The 20086-nt window shown below is 68.9% G+C and carries 19 protein-coding genes; 10 read left to right on the forward strand and 9 right to left on the reverse strand.

Translation table 11 applies throughout. The features are described 5' to 3' along the window. The first annotated feature begins 4 nt into the window (after nucleotides 1-4). The 3 genes from WG923_RS16720 to WG923_RS16730 are packed head-to-tail and all read left to right on the forward strand — an operon-like array spanning nucleotide 5 to nucleotide 5291. Nucleotides 5-3172, forward strand: a complete 3168-nt coding sequence (locus tag WG923_RS16720; protein ID WP_340352110.1) for an outer membrane lipoprotein-sorting protein — start codon at nucleotides 5-7, stop codon at nucleotides 3170-3172. Continuing rightward, nucleotides 3169-4422, forward strand: a complete 1254-nt coding sequence (locus tag WG923_RS16725; protein WP_340352111.1) for a DUF1302 family protein — start codon at nucleotides 3169-3171, stop codon at nucleotides 4420-4422. Before WG923_RS16720 ends, WG923_RS16725 begins: the two co-directional genes overlap by 4 nt. A 44-nt stretch (nucleotides 4423-4466) precedes the next feature. Further along, a complete protein-coding gene (locus WG923_RS16730; RefSeq protein ID WP_340352112.1) occupies nucleotides 4467-5291 on the forward strand; it encodes a 4'-phosphopantetheinyl transferase family protein in 825 nt (274 codons plus the stop codon). A 24-nt stretch (nucleotides 5292-5315) separates the two neighbouring features. Here WG923_RS16730 and WG923_RS16735 read toward each other — a convergent pair whose 3' ends face one another. Next, nucleotides 5316-6251, reverse strand: a complete 936-nt coding sequence (locus tag WG923_RS16735) for a glutathione S-transferase family protein (RefSeq protein WP_340352113.1) — start codon at nucleotides 6249-6251, stop codon at nucleotides 5316-5318. Then, nucleotides 6248-6622 (reverse strand): hypothetical protein, encoded by a 375-nt coding sequence (locus tag WG923_RS16740; protein WP_340352114.1) that lies wholly within the window; start codon nucleotides 6620-6622, stop codon nucleotides 6248-6250. The genes WG923_RS16735 and WG923_RS16740 overlap by 4 nt, the downstream gene beginning before the upstream one ends. On the opposite strand from WG923_RS16740, the gene WG923_RS16745 reads away from it, so the two are divergent. Both WG923_RS16745 and WG923_RS16750 read left to right on the forward strand, forming a co-directional pair. Beyond that, the gene (locus tag WG923_RS16745) at nucleotides 6621-7343 is read left to right on the forward strand and encodes a ferredoxin--NADP reductase (RefSeq protein ID WP_340352115.1); all 723 of its coding nucleotides are present in this window, start codon (nucleotides 6621-6623) and stop codon (nucleotides 7341-7343) included. The two genes, WG923_RS16740 and WG923_RS16745, sit on opposite strands and share 2 nt — an antisense overlap. Before the next feature lie 12 nt (nucleotides 7344-7355). Further along, the gene (locus tag WG923_RS16750; RefSeq protein ID WP_340352116.1) at nucleotides 7356-8276 is read left to right on the forward strand and encodes a patatin-like phospholipase family protein; all 921 of its coding nucleotides are present in this window, start codon (nucleotides 7356-7358) and stop codon (nucleotides 8274-8276) included. 55 nt (nucleotides 8277-8331) lie between these two features. Here the strand turns inward: WG923_RS16750 and WG923_RS16755 are convergent, their stop codons facing one another. After that, a complete protein-coding gene (locus WG923_RS16755; protein ID WP_340352117.1) occupies nucleotides 8332-9249 on the reverse strand; it encodes a universal stress protein in 918 nt (305 codons plus the stop codon). 373 nt (nucleotides 9250-9622) lie between these two features. Between WG923_RS16755 and WG923_RS16760 the strand changes: the two genes are divergently transcribed. The 3 genes from WG923_RS16760 (at nucleotide 9623) to WG923_RS16770 (ending at nucleotide 12689) form a co-directional block, all read left to right on the forward strand. Continuing rightward, nucleotides 9623-10132 carry a hypothetical protein gene (locus WG923_RS16760; protein WP_340352118.1) on the forward strand — a complete coding sequence of 170 codons (510 nt, stop codon included), beginning with the start codon at nucleotides 9623-9625 and terminating at the stop codon, nucleotides 10130-10132. A gap of 217 nt (nucleotides 10133-10349) precedes the next feature. Further along, complete coding sequence (locus WG923_RS16765) at nucleotides 10350-11348, forward strand: MerR family transcriptional regulator (RefSeq protein WP_340352119.1); 999 nt, start codon at nucleotides 10350-10352, stop codon at nucleotides 11346-11348. A gap of 51 nt (nucleotides 11349-11399) precedes the next feature. Continuing rightward, nucleotides 11400-12689 carry an MFS transporter gene (locus WG923_RS16770; protein ID WP_340352120.1) on the forward strand — a complete coding sequence of 430 codons (1290 nt, stop codon included), beginning with the start codon at nucleotides 11400-11402 and terminating at the stop codon, nucleotides 12687-12689. A 75-nt stretch (nucleotides 12690-12764) separates the two neighbouring features. On the opposite strand, the gene WG923_RS16775 is transcribed toward WG923_RS16770, so the two are convergent. Then, on the reverse strand, nucleotides 12765-13211 hold the full coding sequence (locus WG923_RS16775) for a PACE efflux transporter (RefSeq protein WP_340352121.1): 447 nt from the start codon (nucleotides 13209-13211) through the stop codon (nucleotides 12765-12767). 240 nt (nucleotides 13212-13451) lie between these two features. Between WG923_RS16775 and WG923_RS16780 the strand changes: the two genes are divergently transcribed. Beyond that, complete coding sequence (locus WG923_RS16780; RefSeq protein ID WP_340352122.1) at nucleotides 13452-13760, forward strand: FAD-dependent monooxygenase; 309 nt, start codon at nucleotides 13452-13454, stop codon at nucleotides 13758-13760. Between the two features lie 64 nt (nucleotides 13761-13824). On the opposite strand, the gene WG923_RS16785 is transcribed toward WG923_RS16780, so the two are convergent. After that, a complete protein-coding gene (locus tag WG923_RS16785; protein WP_340352123.1) occupies nucleotides 13825-14454 on the reverse strand; it encodes a hypothetical protein in 630 nt (209 codons plus the stop codon). Nucleotides 14455-14749: 295 nt separating this feature from the next. Between WG923_RS16785 and WG923_RS16790 the strand changes: the two genes are divergently transcribed. Continuing rightward, entirely contained in the window at nucleotides 14750-15931 is a 1182-nt protein-coding gene (locus tag WG923_RS16790) for a tyrosine-type recombinase/integrase (protein WP_340352124.1), read from the forward strand. 524 nt (nucleotides 15932-16455) lie between these two features. Here WG923_RS16790 and WG923_RS16795 read toward each other — a convergent pair. The 4 genes from WG923_RS16795 to WG923_RS16810 are packed head-to-tail and all read right to left on the reverse strand — an operon-like array spanning nucleotide 16456 to nucleotide 20080. Next, a complete protein-coding gene (locus WG923_RS16795) occupies nucleotides 16456-17595 on the reverse strand; it encodes a mandelate racemase/muconate lactonizing enzyme family protein (RefSeq protein ID WP_340352125.1) in 1140 nt (379 codons plus the stop codon). A 19-nt stretch (nucleotides 17596-17614) separates the two neighbouring features. After that, a complete protein-coding gene (locus WG923_RS16800) occupies nucleotides 17615-18349 on the reverse strand; it encodes an ABC transporter ATP-binding protein (protein WP_340352126.1) in 735 nt (244 codons plus the stop codon). Continuing rightward, a complete protein-coding gene (locus WG923_RS16805; protein WP_340352127.1) occupies nucleotides 18342-19124 on the reverse strand; it encodes an ABC transporter ATP-binding protein in 783 nt (260 codons plus the stop codon). Before WG923_RS16805 ends, WG923_RS16800 begins: the two co-directional genes overlap by 8 nt. After that, nucleotides 19121-20080, reverse strand: coding sequence for a branched-chain amino acid ABC transporter permease (locus WG923_RS16810; protein WP_340352128.1), 960 nt, complete (start codon nucleotides 20078-20080; stop codon nucleotides 19121-19123). Before WG923_RS16810 ends, WG923_RS16805 begins: the two co-directional genes overlap by 4 nt. Nucleotides 20081-20086 lie beyond the last annotated feature (6 nt).

Genomic DNA, 20086 nt, shown 5'->3' on the forward strand with positions numbered 1-20086 from the left:
CCCCATGAAAAGCTATGTCGAATGGATCATCCGCCGGCGCTGGCTGGTCATCGCGCTGACGCTCCTCGTCACCGCGCTGGCCGGCTGGCAGGCCCGGCACCTGCGCATCGTGATCGATCCCAACACGATGCTGCCGCCCTCGCATCCCTACGTCGCCACCGGGCTGGAAGTCTCCAGGGTGTTCGGCTCCAAGTACATCGTGGTGATCGGCATCGCGCCCAGGCAGGGCGATGTCTACCAGCCCGCCGTGCTGGCCAAGGTCGACCGCATCGGCCAGGAACTGCTGCAGGCCCCCGGCGTGATCCGCAACAGCCTCCTGAGCCTGGGCGCGCGCCGGGCCAAGGACATCGCCGGCAGCGCCGACGGACTGGAGGTACGGCCCCTGATGGACGGCGTGCCGCGGGATGCCACGGCGCTGGCGAAGCTGCGGCACGCGATCGCGGCCAACCCGGTGTACCAGGACACGCTGGTGGCGCGCGACGGCAAGGCCACGGCCATCATCGTGGAGTTCAAGGAAGATGCGGCCGGCTACCGCGGCATCCTCGAGCGGGTGCAGCCCATCGTCGACCGCGAGCGCGATGCGACGGTGGACATCCACGTCGGCGGCGCCCCCGCCTTCCTCGCCGCGATCGAGGGCTATTCGGAGCGCATGGGCATCCTGCTGCCGGTGGCGATCCTGGTGCTCGCGCTGGTGCTGTTCGAGGCCTTCCGCTCGCGCCAGGGGCTCGTGCTGCCGCTCGTGACAGGCATCCTGGCGGTAGCCTGGGGCGTCGGCGTGATGGGCGCGGCGGGCATTCCGATGGACGTGTTCAACGCCACCACGCCGATCCTGATCCTGGCCGTGGCCACCGGCCACGCGGTACAGATGCTCAAGCGCTACTACGACGAATACCACGCCCTGCGCGGTGGCCTGCTGCCGATGGAGCCGCCCGAAGCGAACCGCGAGGCCGTGTCGCGCGCGGTGCAGCGCGTGGGCCCGGTGATGCTGGCCGCCGGCACGGTGGCCACCCTGGGCTTCTTCTCGCTGGTGGTGTTCGACATCAGCACCGTGCGCACCTTCGGCATCTTCACCGGCATCGGCATCCTGGCCACCGTGCTGCTGGAAATGAGCTTCATCCCGGCGCTGCGCGCGGTGCTGGCACCGCCGCGCGAGGGCGACGGCCAGGGCAGCCGCCGGTACAGCGCGTGGGACCGCACCACCGCTGCCATCGCCAATGCCGTCACCGGTCGCCGGCGCCGGCGCATCTGTGCCGCAGCCGCGCTCTTCGCCCTGATGTGCCTGGCCGGCATGGCGCAGGTGACGGTGGACAACTCCATGAAAAGCTACTTCTCGCCGCGCCTGCCGCTGATCCGGGACGACCAGGCGCTCAACCGCTTCCTGGGCGGCACCAACACCATCTTCGTGCTGGTCAAGGGCGCCTCCGAGGACGCGATCAAGGAACCGCGCACCCTGCGGGCCATCGACGAACTCCAGCGCTTCATCGAGAGCCAGCCGCACGTCGGCAAGACGGTCTCGATCGCCGACTTCGTCAAGCGCATGCACCAGGCCATGAACGGTGACAACCCGGCGTTCGATGTCGTGCCGGCCAGCCGCGAACTGATCTCGCAGTACCTGCTGCTGTACGCGATGTCCGGCGAGCCGGGCGACTTCGACACCTATGTCGACTACGGCTACCGGCTCGCCAATGTCACCGTGTACCTGAAGTCGGACAGCAGCGCCGATTTCCAGGCGTTGGTCCAGCGCATCCAGGGCTTTGCCGCCGGGCGCTTCGGCCCCGACGTGAGGGTGTCGGTCGGTGGCGGCCTGGCCGAAGGCGCGGCGCTCAACGAGGTCATGGTGAAGGGCAAGATCCTCAACATCGTGCAGATCGCCGCGGTGGTGTTCGTGGTGTCCAGCCTGCTGTTCCGTTCGCTCGCCGCCGGGGCGCTGGTGCTGCTGCCGCTGGCGCTGGCGGTGCTCGCGACCTTCGGCCTGATCGGCTGGGCCGGCATCCCCCTCAATGTTTCCACCTCGCTGATCTCCGCGATGGCCGTGGGCATAGGCGCCGACTACGCGATCTACCTGATCTACCGCATCCGCGAGGAACTCGCTGCCGGCAACGCGCCGGAACCCGCCATCCGCCGCGTGCTCGCCACCGCGGGCAAGGCCATCCTGTTCGTCGCGCTCGCGGTATCGGCCGGGTACGGCGTGCTGCTGCTGTCGATCGGCTTCCACATCCACCAGTGGCTCGCGCTGCTGATCGCCGTCGCGATGCTGGTCAGCGCCGTCGCCGCGCTGCTGCTGATTCCTTCCCTCGTGCTCACCCTGCGTCCGCGCTTCATCTTCGGAGAACCTGCCATGAAGACCATCCGCCCCGTCGCCACCACCGCCACCACCGCCACCACCGCCGCCGCCATCGCCCTGGCGACCACGGTCGCCCTGCACGCCACCGAGGCGCAGGCGAGCGTGGACGTGCAGCAGGTGATGGAGCGCAACGCCGCCGTGTTCAAGGTGGCCGATTCGGTGTCGGACGCCACCTTCACGCTGGTCAACAAGTCGGGCCAGGAACGCGTGCGCAAGACCGCCAGCGCCACCAAGCTGCAGGCCAACGGCGTCGACAACATGCGCCTGACGCGCTTCACGGCGCCGGCCGACGTGAAGGACACGGTGACCCTGATGATCGAGAACTCGGCCAAGGACGACGACATCTGGGTCTACCTGCCGGCGCTGAAGAAGGTGCGCCGGCTGGTGGCGAGCAACAAGAAGGACAGCTTCGTCGGCACCGACTTCTCCTATGCCGACGTGATCGGCTACAAGGTCTCGGAGTGGAACTACAAGCTGCTGCGCGAGGACACGCTCGACGGCCAGCCGGTCTACGTGGTCGAGGCGCTGCCGAAGACGGCCGCCGTGCGCTCCGACACCGGCTACGGGCGGCGCACCGACTGGATCCGCAAGGACAACCTGATGACGGTGAAGTCCGAGCTGCTGGACACCGGCGAGCAGCCCCTGAAGACGATCGTCTTCAGCGAGCTGCGCCTGGTCGATGCCGGGCGCGGCAAGTGGCAGGCGATGCAGATGGAGGCCAGCAACGTGCAGACCGGGCACCGCACCGTGATCCGGGTCGAGAACTTCAAGGCCAACCAGAACGTGAAGGACGAACTCTTCACCCCACGCTACATGGAGGGCCAATGAGGCTGGCACCTGCCTGCGCAGCGGCGCTGGCGGCGGCCTGCCTCGCCGCCGCGCCGGCCCGCGCGGCCGACGAGGCGGCGGGCGGCTGGCGCGAGAAGCTGAATGCGAGCGGCTCCTTGCGGGGCGCGTATTTCAGCTCCTCGCGCGACCTCGACGACCGGCGCGGCATCGGCAGCCCATCGCTGTGGCTCAAGGCGGCGCCGAAGCTGGACAAGTCGGTCTCGGCCAACGTCGAAGGCTGGGTGCGCGACGACAGCGGCCGCAGCGGGGCGCGGCTGCGCGAAGGCTACGTCGACCTGCGCGCCGGCGCCGTCGACCTGCGCCTGGGCCAGCAGATCATCGCGTGGGGCCGGGCCGACGAACTGAATCCCACCGACAACCTGAGCCCGCGCGACTTCACGCTGCTGGTGCCGGAGAACAGCGACCAGCGCTTCGGCACGATGGCCGCGCGGCTGGTCTGGCACGTGGACGACTACGCGCTGACCGCGGTGGTGTTGCCGCGCTTTCGCTCGAACCGCTTCCCGGTGGCGGCCACGCCCGGCGTGGAGGTCGTGCGGCAGGAGCCGGACGGCGACGGGGTGGCCTTGAAGTTCGAGCGCAGCGGCAAGGGCGTCGAGTGGTCGGTGTCCTATTTCGACGGGCTCGACCCGAATCCGGACCTGGTTCCCGCCGGCGCCAGTCCGGCCGGCCTGCGCCTCGCGCTGCGCAACCACCGCATCCGCGTGCTCGGCGCCGACGTCGCCGGCGTGGCCGGCCGCTTCGGCTTGCGCGCCGAGGCCGCCTACAACTGGACGCAGCACGACGCGTCGCAGGATCCCTTCGTCAAGAAGCCGTTCTTCTACGCCGTGGCCGGCGCCGACCGCACCTTCGACGACGGCACCTACCTGAACGTGCAGTTGTACCTGCGGCAGGTCACCGGCTTCAGCGACCCCCACACCATCCCCGACCCCCTGCAGCGCACGCTGGCCCTGGAAAGCGCGCTGGTCGCCAACCAGCGTGACCGCAGCGAGCAGGGCCTCACCCTGCGCGTATCGCACCGCTGGCTCAACGACACGCTGGAGGCCGAACTGGTGGGCGTGGTCTCGCTCACCCGCGGCGACCACGCCTGGCGCCCCAAGCTCACCTACGCGATCAGCGATGCGCTCAAGCTCACCGTCGGCGCCGACCTGTTCCGCGGCGGCCGCGACACCTACTACGGCCGGCTGCGCGACAACTCGCTCGCGTATGCGGAGCTGAAGTACGCGTTCTGACCCCCCACCCGACCGACCCGCTAGCTTGCTCCCCGGAGGCTCCCATGAACACCCCAGTCCATCCCATGCAGGTCCACCTGTTCTGCCTGCAGGCCCTGAAGGCGCAGGCGGGCGGCGTGACGCACGCCGAGGAGGAGCTGCTGGAAGTGGCCGGCGTCCGCTCGCCGAGCCGCCGCACGGAAATCGTGCACGGCCGCGCGGCGCTGCGCGCCCTGCTGTCCAAGGTGACCGGCGCCCCGGCCGACACCTTGCGCCTGCGGCAGGACGAGCGCGGCAAACCCTCGGCCGTGGTGGCCGGCGGCGCCCCGATGCCGGCTTTCAACGTGTCCCATTCCAACGGCGTGCTGGCCATCGCCATCGGCCCCGACGCGCCCGCCGTCGGCGTCGACGTGGAGGGCCCCGCCCCGGGCCTGGCGCCCGACGTGGAGGCGATCGCGCGCAGCCATTTCTCGCCCGCCGAACGCGCCGAGGTGCTCGCCGCCGCGCCGAAGGAGCGCATGAAGCTCTTCCTGCGCGTGTGGACGCTCAAGGAGGCGGTGCTCAAGACCACCGGCGCCGGCCTGAGCCACCCCTTGCGGACGGTGGAAGTGAGCGGAGCGCGCGGCACCCTGCACTGCCAGCTGGGCGCGCAGCGCACGCCGATCCACGCGCGCCACATCGACCTGGCGCCCGCCTGGCACCTGGCGGTGGCCCGCTATGGCGAGCTGCCGCCCGTGTCGCTGCACTGGATGACGGCGCTGCCCGCACTGGGACCCTCGCCGCACGCGCCGGGCGAGGGCCATGCCTGTCCCTCCTGCAGCCCGGTGGCGGCCGCGGCGGCGGCGTGGGGGGCGACTGCGGCGGCGAAGGAGGAGGCGGAGTGCGGGTGAGCCGTGGCGCTGCCCGCCGCCGCTTCACGCCCCTTCGAGAAACGCGAGCCGCGGACCGGCCGGCACCACCCGCGTCGGGTTGATGTGGGGGTGGCTCAGGTAGTAGTGCCGCTTGATGTGGCCCATGTCCACCGTCCCGGCGATGCCGGGTGTGCGGTACAGCCTGCGCAGGTAGCGCGAGAGATTCGGGAAGTCCTCGATGCGGTTGCGGTTGCACTTGAAGTGGCCGACGTACACCGCATCGAAGCGCACCAGCGTCGTGAACAGGCGCCAGTCCGCCTCGGTCGCTTCCTGCCCCACCAGGTACGGGCGATCGGCGAGTTCCGACTCCACCCAGTCCAGGGCAGCGAACAGCCGATCGAAGGCGCGCTCGTAGGCGGCCTGCTCCGTCGCGAAGCCGCAGCGGTAGACGCCGTTGTTGATGTGGTCGTAGACGTAGGCGTTGACGCGGTCGATCTCCCCGCGCAGCGGCGCGGGGTACAGGTCCACGTCGCGCTTCGCGTGCGCGGAGAACGCGTCGTTGAACATGCGGATGATCTCGCTCGACTCGTTGCTGACGATGGTGCGCGTCTTCCTGTCCCACAGCGCCGGCACCAGCACCCGCCCCGTGTAGCCGGGATCGGCCGCCGAGTACAGCTGGTGCAGGAACGCGAAGCCGTGCAGGTGGTCGGGCAGGTCGTCGCTGAAGGCCCAGCCCTGCGTCATCACCGGTTCCACCACCGAGACGGAGATCGCCTCCTCCAGGCCCTTGAGCGCCCGCGCGACGAGGGTGCGGTGCGCCCAGGGACAGGCCAGCGACACGTAGAGGTGATAGCGCCCCGCTTCGGCGGGAAAGCCGGTGGAGCCGTCGGCGCTGACCCAGTTGCGGAACCGGGACGTCGTGCGCACGAACTCGCCGTGGCTGGCGCGCGTGTCGTACCAGCCGTCGTGCCACTTGCCCTTTTCGAGGAAGCCGCTCACTGCACTCTCCATGTTGCCGCTGCATTCGCGGCCTGCACGTGCGGCCCGCGCGCACCATGTGCCTGCTGGAACCGGCCGCACGCCGGGGACGCCGCGCTGGCCATCATGCTACGTCGTGCCCCTTGCGATCGGGGCCTCAGCGCCGGCTTCGATTTCGGCAGGCCCAGGCGTTCTGCCGTGCGGCCGAAGCTCCCCAGTTCCGCCACGAAGGCGAGGATCAGCAGATCGTTGGGGTCGACGGGGAGCTGTTCTTGTTCCAGCGCGCAGGGGCCCGGCACATTTGCGGGGCTCGCGGCATCCAATGGCCAGGAACGCATTCGCGGGTCCACCACGCATGCCGCGCGCACCGAGCGGCCCTGGAGCAGCCCCATGAGCACCTCGACAGTCCACCTGCAGCGCCGCGAGGAAATCGCCCACGGCACGGTCGCCTTCCACTTCGACCAGCCATCCGGATTCAGCTTCAGGCCGGGCCAGGCGATCGACCTGATCCTGCCGGATCCGGCCGTCACGGGGACGGAAGGCGCACGCCATGCGTTTTCCATCGTCAGCGCGCCCCACGAGGGCGAGCTGGTGGTGGCCACCCGGATGCGGGACAGCGGGTTCAAGAATGCGCTGGCGCGGCTGGCCATCGGTGGCCCTGCCGAGATCGAGGGCCCGTTCGGCTCGCTCACCCTGCACAACAAGCTGGCCCGGGCCGCCGTCTTCGTCGCCGGCGGCATCGGCATCACGCCATTCATGAGCATGCTGCGGCACGCAGCGCACACGGCCCTGCAACAGCGCCTGGTCCTGCTGTATTCCAATCGCCGGCCCGAGGACAGTGCGTTCCTCGCCGAATTGCAGCGGCTGGAAGGCGACAACCCGAACTTCCGCCTGGTGGCCACCATGACGCGGATGGCGGAGTCCCGCATGCCGTGGACCGGCGCCACCGGACAAGTCGACGCCGCCCTCGTCCGGCGCATCGCCTCGGAGCTGCCCGACCCCATCTTCTACGTGGCCGGTCCGCCGGCCATGGTCGGGGCGCTGCGGGACACACTGGAGCGCGCGGGCATCGACGGCGACGACATCCGCAGCGAGGAGTTCTACGGCTATTGAGGAGGCACCGCCATGGGCGACAGCGTCAAGGACAAGACCGCCTTCGTGCTGGCCGGAGGCGGCAGCTTCGGGGCGATCCAGGTGGGCATGCTGCGCGAGTTGGTGGCGCACGGCGTGGTGCCCGACCTGGTCGTGGGCGCCTCGGTCGGCGCCCTCAACGGCATCTACTTCTGCTCCGACCCCACGCCGGCCGGCGTGGCGCGGCTGGAGGCGGTCTGGTGCGGGCTGCGGCGCAGCGACATCTTTCCCCTGTCCGCGAGCCACCTGCTGGGGCTGTTTCGGGGAGCCGCGTCGCTCGTCGACCCCAGCGGCCTGCGCGGCCTGATCGCGCGCCACCTTTCGCATCCGCAGCTGGAAGACACCCCGATCCCGGTGCACGTCGCGGCCACCGACCTGCTCACGGGCGCTTCGGTGCTGCTCTCGTCCGGCCCCGCCGCCGACGCCATCCTGGCCAGTTGCGCCATTCCGGGCGCCTTTCCGCCAGTGCGCATCGGCGACCGCTATCTCATCGACGGCGCCGTCGCCACCAACACGCCGGTGATGGCGGCGCTGGCGCTGGGATGCACCCGCATCGTCGTCCTGCCCACCGGCTTCGCGTGCGCCCTGAGCACGGCGCCCACGGGAGCGCTCGCGAGCGCCTTCCATGCACTGAACCTGCTGGTGGCCCGCCAGCTGGTACGCGACCTGGAGCAGCTGGCCGGGCGCATCGAGGTGGCGACGGTGCCGCCGCTGTGCCCGCTCACGGTATCGGCCTACGACTTCTCCCGCGCGCACGAGCTGATCGAACGCGCCGCGCAGGGCACGCGCCGCTGGCTCCAGGGCGGGGGACTCGATCAGCAGCGCATTCCGGGCGCGCTGCGCCCGCACGTCGACGAAGCGCCGGCGGCCGGCAACTGCGACGCTGCGCCGCAGGCCGCCCTGCCGCATTCTTGAGGCCGCCGGCGCGCAGGCGGTGGGGGCGACCCTTCGAGGCGCGACGCCCCCTCGCCTAACGGGACGCTTCGCCCTGCTCCTCTCGGCCCTCGCTCGCGCGCCGGGGAACGACCAGCACGTCGCACCCCGCGTGCTCCAGCATGTGGCTGGTCGTGCTTCCGAGCAGCATGTCTTCCAGCAGCGATTCGCCCTGCTTGCCCACCGCGACCAGGTCCGGCTGCAGGCGTTCGATGGCACGCAAGGCCTCCGTGCGGATGTCACCGGGCACCACGCTCGGCTGGATGCGGTCCGGCGCAGCGGCGCCGGCCAGCGCCTGCTGCATCTGCGCGAAAACGCGGTCACGCATCTCCCGCCGATAGGCGGCGATGTCTTCGTCGCCGACGCCGGCCAGCCGCAGCTTGCCCTCGAACGGGATGTTGAACGCATGCAGCAGGTGCACCTCGCCCTCGCCCACCACGGCCAGCGCGGCGCGCATCGCGGCCCCGGCCGCGGTGGAGTAGTCGGTCAGAACGAGCGCGCGCTGGTAGGTGCGGTCAGGTGCGCGCCTGACGACGAGGACGGGGCGGTCGGCGGTTCGCACCAGGCGGTCCGCGAGGGTGCCCAGGGTGGCCTCGCGCGCGCCACGCTCGCCGCATGCGCCCAGCACCACCAGGTCCGATCCGCTGCTGGCCGCGTGGACTTCATCGAGGACCCGGCCGGCGCGGACCAGCCGCTCGATGCGCACGCCCTGGCGCTGTTCGATCTCGTCGGCCTGCGCATCGAGTTGCATCCTCGCCTGTTCCGTCACGGCGGCCCGCAGGTCGCGGCCCTTGGCGAACCAGTCGCGCAGCGTCACCACCGCGTCGGGTTCCACCACGTTCATCAGGACCAGGCCGGCACCGCTACCGGCGGCCAGCAGGGCGGCGCGCTGCGCTGCCATCGTCGCGCCGGCCGAGAAGTCGGTCACGGCGAGGATGGCGCGAATGGGATTCATGACTGGCTCTCCTGTATCGGGTGATCGATCCGGGGGAGCTTGCTGTCGACGCCCAGATTGAATGGCGCCAGATCGCGGGGCCTTGTCCGCAAGCTGCAGGCGGATCCGGAGTGACCAGATCTCCTTCGGCTTGAGCGGCGGCTTCTGGCCAAGCAAGCGACCCTTGCTCCAAGCAGTGCGTTGGTTGCGCATGGTGAGCTCCTCATGAAGAGGACTTCACGATGCTTCTCGGCAGCTCTCAACCCCGGGCGGGTGGCGCATTTCTTGATGGCCTATGTACCATCGGCCGGTGGATTTCCTTCTTCTCTTGCCCATTGCGCTGGGCGCCCTGTGGATCGCCAGAGCGAGGCAGCAGCAACGGCGCATCGCCATCTTGGCCCGCTACCTGTCCGACCACGACATCGAAAAATGCATCGAGACCCTCTCGCAGGGCTACTCGCGCGCCCTGGGCGAATCCGACCCCGCCCGAAGCGAGCAGGTCTGGGGCGTGCTGCGCGGGACCGAGGACGTCCTGTGCCGGCAGGTCCGCAAGCTCGCGGGGGACTTCGCGGGCGTCGAGCCTACGGCCACACGCGTGAGCAAGTTCCCGATCTGGCTGCCGCTCTCGCCCGCGTTCGACAGGTCCTTCGACATGCGCGAGGCGCTGCGCATGCACTCCCGCGGCATCTGCCGTGCCGTCGAGGAACAGGACGCCTCCCCGAAGGACCGCGCCTTCGCCATCCTGGCCGAGATGCTCCTGATGCAGCACACCTGCCACTGGTATTGCCGGTCCAGGTCCGTGGCATCGGCCCGTATGCTGGCCAGCCATCGCACGTCCTACGAGCAACTCGTAGGGGCTGTATTGCCGCAGACGCGACAGGAGTATCTCGGGCTGGTGGCCTGACGACGGCAGGCGGCCCCTTCGCGGAGCTGGCAAAGCGGGGGTCGCGGCTCATCATTTCGACGGTGGGCAGAACGTTGTTTGCACATGGTGAGCTCCTCATGAAGAGAACCTCACGATGCCGACGGCTGCATTCGACCGAAGCAGACATTCAGCGAGGTAGACGAGATGAACGGTGGGGAACAGACGAACCTCTCGCCTCACGGCACAATCGCCCGCCATGCACCTGAAGGTCGGCGAACTCGCGCGCTCCACCGGGCTCACGGTCCGCACGCTCCACCACTACGACGAGATCGGTCTGTTGAAGCCGTCGGGCCGGTCCGGGTCCGGCTACCGGCTGTATGACGAAGGCGACGCGGCGCGCCTGCATGCCATCCAGGCGCTGCGCCACCTCGGGCTGCCGCTGGCAGAGATTGGGCCGCTGCTCGATGGCAGCGAGGCCGCGCCGCAGCGCGTGATCGAACAGCAGATGCATGCGCTCGATCACCAGATCCGCCAGGCCACCGAGCTGCGCGAGCGGCTCGCGCTGATGCACGGCATGCTGAGCAAGGGAGACAGCCCCAGCATGGACGACTGGGTGCGCACCCTTTCGATGATGACGACCTTCGGCCGCTACTTCGACACGCGCGAACTGAAGCAGATCCTCGGTGCTTACGGCAGCGTCGAGCAGGAGTGGCTGCAACTGCAGGCGGAGGTGCGCCGCTACATGGACACGGGCGGCGGGATCGACACCCTGGAGTGCCAAGTGCTCACCCGCCGCTGGACGATGCTGATGGTGCGCTGGATGGGAGGCGACTACGCCCTGATGGACCGCTGGGGCACCATGTTCCGGCAGGAATCCGGCGTGCGCGGGCAAGGCGGTGCGCCGCCGACCGACATGATGGAATTCATGGAGTCGGCCATCCAGCTGCGCGTGCGCTGGTTCCAGGAACACTTCGGCGACGTGGATTTCCGCCTGCGCCCCACACCGGACACCGAGGCGCAGGCGATCGAGGCCGAGGGACAGGCGCTGCTGCGGGCGGGCGAACCGCGCCACGGCGCCAGGGCGCAGGCGCTGCGCGCCCGCTGGGCGGCGTTGCTGGACCAGACCTCCGGCGGCAACGCGGCGCTGCGCGCCAAGCTCGCCACCCTGCATCTCGGGCACCCCCTGTTGCTGGCCGGCCTGCCGCTCGGGCGCGAAGTGCGCGAATTCCTCTCGCCTTTGGACGAAAGTGCTTGACCCTCACGTAACGTGAGCCCGCACAGTCGGCCCTGTTCCAGAGGACCGACCATGACAACGAACACCGAGACGGCCGTCCGCGCGGCCCTTTTCCAGGACCGCAACTTCCGCTGGCTGATGGCCGGCAGCGCCATTTCCCTGCTGGGCGACCAGTTCACCCTGCTCGCCCTGCCCTGGCTGGTGCTGCGCCTGACCGGCGACACCGTGGCGCTGGGCACCGTGCTGGCGCTCGTCGGCATCCCGCGCGCCGTCTTCATCCTGGTGGGCGGCGCGGTGGTCGACCGCTTCTCGCCGCAGCGCGTGCTGATGCTCACCAAGTACGTCAACACCGTGCTGCTCGCGGTGCTGGCGCTGGGAGCGTGGCAGGCCGCCCTGACGCTGCCGGTGATCTACGCCTTGTCGCTGGCCCTGGGCGTCAGCAGCGCGTTCAGCATCCCCTCGGGCACGTCCATCCTGCCGCACGCCTTGCCGCCGGAGCAGCTTGCCGCCGCCAATGGCGTGATGATGGGGCTGCGGCAACTGAGCATGTTCCTTGGCCCCCTCGCGGCCGGCGTGCTGATCGCCCTGTTCGGCGACGGCTCGGGCGGCGTGCAGGATGCGGGCGGCGTCGCGCTGGCCTTCGGGCTCGACGCGTTCAGCTTCGCGCTCTCCGCCTGGACGCTCTCTCGCGTCGTGACGCGCCGGCTGCCGGCCAACCCGGTGCAGCATGCGCCCATCTGGGCCTCGGTGGCCAGGGGCCTGAAGCACGTGTGGGGCGACGCGCAACTGCGCACGCTCTACCTGTACTGGGGCGCCGTCGCCGTGCTGGTGCTCGGGCCCCTGCACATTGCCCTGCCGGTGCTGGCCCAGAGCACACCGGGGCTGGGCGCTTCGGCGCTCGGGTTGATGCTGGGGGCGCACGGTGCCGGCACGTTGATCGGCATGGTGGCTTCGGGCCTGCGCCCGGGCATGCGCATTGGAACACTGGGCACCAGCGTGCTGCTGGCGGACATCGCCATCGGGCTGCTGTTCGTGCCCCTGGGTGGCATCACCGCGGCGTGGCAGGGCGCCGTGCTGATGGTCCTGGTGGGCACGCTCGGCGGCTTCATGCAGGTGGCGGTGTTCACCTGGGTGCAGAAGCGCGTGCCCCCCGCGATGATCGGCCGGGCCATGAGCCTGTTCATGTTCATCTTCATGGGGCTGGTGCCGGTGGCATCGGCGGGCGCGGGGTGGTTGCTGCGGGTGGTGACGTTGCCGCAGCTGTTCGCGGGGTCGGGGTTGCTGCTGGTGGCAGCGGCGCTGCTGGCGTGGGTGGGGACGCCGATTCGGGCTGTCAACGATGCGGTGGCCAAGACGGCGTGAGGACTCCAGCGCTACGCCGAGTCCTCTTCCGGGTCCGAAGCAGACACAGCCACGCCGGGGTCGAAGACTCCTTCCCTACGCGTCGACAGCCTTGGGATCTCTCTCCCGTGCTGATGCAGGCAGTCCAAAGACCCGATCGAACGCCCACGTGAACGCGATGGCGTAGACGAAGAAGAACACGAGTAGCCCCAGATTGGCCACGAACGCTGCCATGGGGGAGATGTCCAGCCAGAGAGACATGACTGGAATGAGGATGACCGCCAGGCCTCCCTCGAACCCGGTTCCGTGTGCAAGCCGCCTGCCGAACGAGCGCCCGGGCGCGATCTGGCGCGATTCCCAGCGCTCGAAGATCCAGTTGAAGGCGTAGTTCCACGTGAGCGCAATCGTGGACAGCACGACGGCCAGCCCGAACGTGGATGTTTGCGGCTCGTCGAAGGCAACGCTCAGCGCCGGCCCCACGAAGGCGATGGCCACGAACTCGTACAGGACGGCTTGAACGACGCGGCGGGTTATGGGTGACATCGTGAGTGAAAAGCGTACGCGGGCAGGCCGCGTCGCACTGGCCAGTGGGTTCCTGCTGCGAGGAAGATTACTGGTGTCGCCCTGTGTCTGCCGGGCGAAGCGTGAGAAGCCCCAGAGCGCATGGGTGACCCCTTTGCAACCGTCCAAGTGGAGTGAGCGAATGCAGGAAGCCCCGCCATGCGGGGCTTCGCCGCATGGGGGAGCAGGAGGCAGCGGTATCAACCCAGCCGGATGCCGGGGATGATGGAAAGGTCCTCCACCTTGTCCTCGATCAGGACAGCGACGAGCGCTTTCCCCGGTCCATTCGGTACGGCCGGACATGTCTTCCACTGTGATGAATCGAATGCGGGTGCCGGCAGCTATTCGACCTTGACGCCCGTCGCGTTCGCCGGCGTGCCCGTGCGGGCGCAAGTTCTGGTCGTCGGCGCCGGCCCCGTCGGCCTGACGCTTGCCACCGGTCTCGCGCAGCGCGGCATCACCGACGCGCAGACGTTCACGTTTCACATCGGCGCGCCAGGGAGCAACAGGCACTGCGCCCGATGTGCGTGAACGCGCATTCGAGACACGAGTCGCAAGTCGGGCGCAGCCGTCCCAGCGGCCAGGGACGGCCCGTCTACATCGGCGGTGCGAACCCGTTGCGCCCGACCAGCACGCGCAAGGCCGTCGGCCTGGCGTCCTTTTCCTGGGCGGTCACCATCACGCGTGCGCCGGGCACGAGCAGCGCTTTCTCGTCTTCCTTCCCCGGCTTGAAAGTCACCACCGGAACGTTGGCGGGAACAATGACGGTCTTCTCGCCGCCCTTGTAGCGCAGCGTCAGCTTCTGTCCGCCAGGGACTGTTGCCGGGGCGGCGGCGAGGTCTGCCACCGTGGCGTTCGTCATCGTGCTTTGCGGCTGCAGATCCCACGGGTAGTGTCCCTCCCCGCTGCCGCGCGCCGACTCCGGAAACACCAACACCTCCAGCGCCAGTTGCGTGCCGTCTGGCTGCGGCATGGCGGCCGTGCCGACAAAGTTGCCCGGCTTGATGTCTGCCAGGTTGATCGGCACGACCTCGATCACGCCCATGTCCGCGGGGCGCACGAGCGTGATGACCTCGCCGCTGCGCTCCTTGACGGTCAGCGTCATGGCGTCGACCCTCTCGATCGTGCCGCGCAGGCGCACGGTCGGCGCGGCGGGCGCCGCCGTTTGCGCCAGGGCCAGGGTGGTGCAGAGGACGCCCAGGGCGATGAGGAGCGGTTTGAACATGGAAACCTCCCGTGTCGGAGGCCGAAATGTGGCCGATGCGAGAGCGCAGTGCAAGAGCCCCCACCCGGGAAATTGCACCCGGAAAGGCCGAGGGCCCCGAAGGGCCCTCGAAATTCGTTGGTGGGTGATACATGGATCGAACATGTGACCCCTGCCGTGTGAAGGCTGAAAAGGCACACTTTTGCGAACCGCCATGAACGCGTTTCCCCTCTGAAAGAGTCTCTTGCGGTTCGCCGATGTTCGCCTAAGATTTAGACACTTTTTAGACACTTTTTTTGACACCTGCCCGACCCCCATGGCAGTCAAGATCCATACCGTGAGCGCGCGCGAGGCCCTGAAGCCTCGCCACAACCCGTACTGGCATCGTGTGCGCAAGGGCGCATACATCGGATTCCGCAAGACATCAGCGGCGACTGGCGGGTCTTGGCTGGCGCGCTTTCGCGACGAAGAGACCGGAAAGCAGCAGCTTCAAAGCCTCGGCAGGTTCGACAAGCTACCGCCCTCCGACCGCTTCGACGCGGCATTGCGCGAAGCGGAGGCGTGGTTCCGACACCGAGACACCGGCGGAACGTCGGAATTGATCACCGTGGCTGGTGCCTGTCGCGAGTATGTGAAGCACCTGCAGGATCGGGGCCGTGAAGCTGCAGCGACAGACGCCGCCCGCCGGTTCAAGCGGTGGATATACGGCAACGAGAAGTTCGCGGGAACAAGGCTCTTGAAGCTCACGCCGAAGGCCGTGGCCGACTGGCGCACGGAGTTGGCGAAGACCCCCGCAATTCCGCAGGACAAATCCAAGCCCGGCACCCGATTGAGATCCGCCAGCACACTGAACCGAGACATGACGGCGCTAAGGGCGGCGCTGAATCTTGCCAGGGAAAACGGCCACGTCACCACCGACCAAGCTTGGCTGGCCAAGCTCCGCCCGGTGGAGAATGCCGACGGCCGCCGGGACGTGTACCTGGACATTGAGCAACGCCGAAAGCTGATCGACGCCGCGCGGGCCGACGTCTCCGCACTTCTACGAGCGTTGTCGATGGTTCCGCTGCGGCCGGGCGCAATGGCGGCGCTGCGTGTGGGCGACTTCGACAAGCGGCTGTCCACGATCACCATCGGAAAAGACAAGGCGGGTGCTGATCGCAAGATCACGCTGCCCAAGTCAACGGCTGCGTTTTTCGAGGCGCTTTGCAGGGACAAGCTGCCGGCGACGCCGCTGCTCACGCGGGCAGACGGCAAGGCATGGGACAAGGATGCCTGGAAGGGGCCCATCAAGGACGCGGTAAAGGCCGCCGGACTGCCACACGCCGCCACCGCATACGCGCTGCGGCATAGTGCGATTACCGACCTCATCGCTCTGCACAAGTTGGACACACTTACCGTCGCCCAGCTATCAGGCACCAGCCTGCAAATGATTGAGCGGCACTACGGTCACCTCCTGCGCGAACACGCGGCGAGCGCGCTAGCGCGGCTAGCCCTCTGAACGATCTTGCCGCGCGATCTTCAGACGCGGCGGCGCGTGGGTATTGCGGCAAGGCGGAAGCGGCCCCTTAAGGGATCGAAACGGGGTCGCTAGGGCGTTCAGATGGGTCTCTGCGCTGCCGGACTTTCGGTACCCTCGGGACGCTGGCTGCGGCTCTTGGCCGCCCGGGTCTGCTCGTAGCGCCGAATTGGAGCCCCTCGTTGACCGACAAGCAGACCCGTCGCGGCACGCACCGCCCTACCCGAAAATTCGAAGCAGCCATCGGGGGCTACACGCACAAAGACAATGCCAAGCCATTCGCGTGGACAGAGACCTTCGTTTCTTCCGCGAACTCCTGACTCAGGAGACTGGTGGCCTGCACGCGCAAGGACACTCACGATCCTGCACGCAATGGTGCAGAACCGATCCTCCGGGACATCCAAGATGGCTGCCGGAGGCCGCCTCCGAGCTCCTCCGGCGGGACTACGAACGTTTCACAAACGCGGGACGACGGAGGCAAAGCTGGAAGATCGAGGAAGCCGTTGTCAGACGTACCCCGGCCCATCGATCACCGGATGGCTCGCGATGAAGGCCTCGTCGATCTCCACCCCAAGGCCGGGGCCTTCCGGCGGCCGCACCTGGCCGTTGCGGTCCACCTCGCCCGCGCGCGTCGTGAGCTGGTCGCGAAAGAGGTTCTCGACCGACGCGTCGGCCTCGTAGTAGCCACCGTTGTCGATGCTCGCCAGGAAGTGCAGCGTGGCTGCCATGTTCAGGCCGGTGGCCGAGGTGTGCGGGTTGATGCGCAGTTTGCTGGCGGACGCCATGGCCGCGATCCTCAGGCCCTCGGTGATGCCACCCGTCTTGGACAGGTCGGGCTGCAGGATCGTGACGGCGCCGTCCTCCAGCAGGCGCTGGAACTCGAAACGCGTGTAGTGGTTCTCTCCCGCGGCCAACGGCGTGCGGCCGTAGGTGGCCGCGGTGCGGTAGCTGCGTGCGTCGTGCGGCGGAAAGGGCTCTTCGAGCCAGCCTACCCTCAGTTCGTCGTACGCGGGCATCGCGTGGCGGACATCCTCCACCGTGTAGTTTGTGTTGGCGTCGACCAGCAGTTCGACCGCGTCGCCCACGGCCTCGCGCACGGCCCGCACGCGCTCGACGTCTGCGCGCCAGCTGTCACCCACCCGCAGCTTGAGCGCGCGGTAGCCGCGCTCCACCAGGCCGAGCGCTTCGTTGGCCAGTTCGGCCGGCGGCTGGAAGCCCAGGGAGATGCCGCCGGCGTAAGCCGTGACGGCCTTGGACCGCCCTCCCAGCAGGCGGTACAGGGGCCAGCCCACGGCCTTGGCTCGCAGGTCCCACAGCGCCATGTCGATGCCGCTAAGACCGATGGCGGCCGCAGCACCCATGCCGTGGCTGGCCAGTTGCATCCGGTACACGCGGTCCCAGACGCCGACGATGTCGGTCGCGTCCATGCCGGTCACCAGGTGCGACAGGGTGGTGTTGACCAGGTTGGCCACTGCGCCCGGCGCGCGCCCGTGGTGGGCCTCGCCCCAGCCAATCAGGCCGTCGTCGCTGCGCACCTTCACCACCACGGTGTCGCGCTTGACGGTTCGGCCGATGCCCAGGCGAACCTGGCCGGCGTCGGAGACGCGAAAGGAGAGCGGATAGGCCTTGACTTCGGAGATCTTCATGTACGTCGGGGGCGGCCGGTCAGGCGCCCAAGTAGGAGGCGCGAAGCGCCGGGTCGTTGCGCAGGTCCTGCGCGGGCGCCGAGAAGGCCACCCGGCCATTCTCGAACACGTAGGCGCGGTCGGCCACGGCCAGCGCGATGTGGGCGCTCTGCTCGGACAGCAGCAGCGTCAGGCCCTGCTCGCGGATGCGCTGCAAGGTCTGGTAGATCACCTTGACCATGACTGGCGCGAGGCCCAGCGAGGGCTCGTCCAGCATCAGCACCTTGGGGCGGCGCATCATGGCTCGACCGATGGCCAGCATCTGCTGCTCGCCGCCCGACAGGGTGGCTGCCAGCTGGCGGGTGCGTTCCCGCAGGCGAGGGAACATCCCGTACACCGTCTCCACCCGGGCGCTCACCTCGTCGCGGTCGTTCACCACGTAGGCGCCCATCTGCAGGTTCTCGTGCACGGTGAGGTCGCCGAATACGCGCCGCCCCTCGGGCGAATATCCCAGCCCGCGCGCCACGCGCTGGTCGCTCCGCAGCGCATCGATGCTCGTCCCCTCGAGCAGGACACTGCCGGAGCGGACCGGCACCAGCCCCATCAAGGCCCGCATCGCCGACGACTTGCCGGCGCCGTTGGCCCCGAGGATGGCGACGACTTCGCCGGCGTGCACGTCGAGCGAGATGCCCTGGACGGCGTGCACCTTGTCGTAGTAGACGTGCAGGTCGCGCGCGGACAACACCGGCGCCCGCTTTCCCTGGTCGTCACGCATGGCTGGCCTCCTCGCTCTGGACGTCGCCGAAGTACGCTTCGAGGACCTGGGGGTTGTTGACCACTTCCTCGGATGGCCCGTCGGCGATCTTCACCCCGTGGTCCAGCGCGAGGACCCGGCGGCACAAGCCCGTCACCATGCGCACGTCGTGCTCCACCAGCACGATCGTGACCCCGTCGGAGTGGACCTTCTCGATCAAGCCGCGCAGCTCGCCGCGCTCGGCCGGGTTCAGGCCAGCGGCCGGCTCGTCGAGCAGCAGCAGCCTGGGCTCCAGCGCCAGCGCACGCGCGATCTCCAGGCGGTTCTGCGCGCCGTACGGCAGGTCGCGCGCCTGGACCGCAGCCAGGGAGGAGAGGTTCACGCGGTCCAGGCAGCGCCGTGCCAGTTCCAGCCCGCGGGACATGCCCTGCTTCGATCGGGTCAGGCCGAACACATCGCCCAGGGGCGAGCCGGCCTGGGACTTGAGCGCCGCGACGAGCACGTTCTCCAGCACACTCATGGACCCGAACAGGCGCTTGTTCTGGAAGGTGCGGACCAGGCCGCGCTGGGCGATCCGCGAGGGCGCGAGGCCGCCGATCGGCGCTCCGTCCAGGTGGATCGTTCCCGCGTCACATCGATAGATGCCGGACAGCACGTTGAACAGCGTGCTCTTGCCCGAACCGTTGGGGCCGATGATGCCGACGAGCTCCCCCTGGTCGATCGCAAGGTCGACGTTGTCGAGGGCGCGCACGCCCTTGAAGGCCAGGCTGATACCGGACGCTTGGAGCAGCTTCATGCCGTGCCCTCCGCGCCCAGAGCCACTTCCGCCGCGGGCTCGCGCCGCTTGCGCTGGAACAGGGTCAGGATGCCCTTCGGGAAGTACATCATCCCGGCCAGCAGGATCACGCCGTAGGCGATCATGCGGTACTCGCCGAAGGGGCGCAGGTATTCGGTGGCGGACTCGAGCACCGCGGTGGCCAGGATCATGCCCGCGAGGGAACGGTAGCCGCCGAACATGCTCATCACCAGGAACAGCACGGACGGCTCCAGACCGAACATGTCCGGGTGGACGTAGCGCACGTAGTGCGCGTACAGGAAACCACCGGCACCGGCCCAGGCGGCCGACAGCGCCAGCGCCGTCACCTTGGCGCGGGTCACCTTCACCGCCACGGCGTCCGCTGCCAGCGCGTCGTCGCTGAGCGCGCGCAGGTACAGACCCAGGCGGCTGGCGATGACTCTCCTGGCCAGAACGTAGGAGACCACGGCGAACAACAGCGCCAGGAAGTAGAAGCTGCGGGTGGAGTCGAGCTCCCAGGCGCCGATGGAGACCGCGGGGATGGAGCGCACGCCCTGCGGCCCGCCGGTCAGGTCGATCCAGTTCATCAGCGTGATGCTCACGATCTGCTGGATACCGATGGTGGCCATCACGAAGTACAGGCCCGCCAGCCGCACCACGGCGCCGCCGATGGCCAGGGCCAGTGCGACCGTCACGACGATGGACGGGAGCAAGGCCGCGAGCGGGCTCCAGCCCAGGCGCGTGGTCAGCAGGGCCGTGGTGTAGGCCCCGACCCCGAAGAGCGCGCCCTGCGCTAGGGAGACCCGGCCCGTGAACCCCGTGAGGAAACCCAGGCCGATCACCGGCAGCGTGTAGATCAGGATGAAGACGAGCACGTGCAGGACGTACTGCGGCAGCACCAGCGGCAACAGCAGCAGTGCCAGCAGCGCGCCCGCGCGGGCCAGCCAGGGCGTCATGGAGTG

It is taken from the genome of Ramlibacter sp. AN1133 (assembly GCF_037890035.1).
GTDB lineage: Bacteria > Pseudomonadota > Gammaproteobacteria > Burkholderiales > Burkholderiaceae_C > Ramlibacter.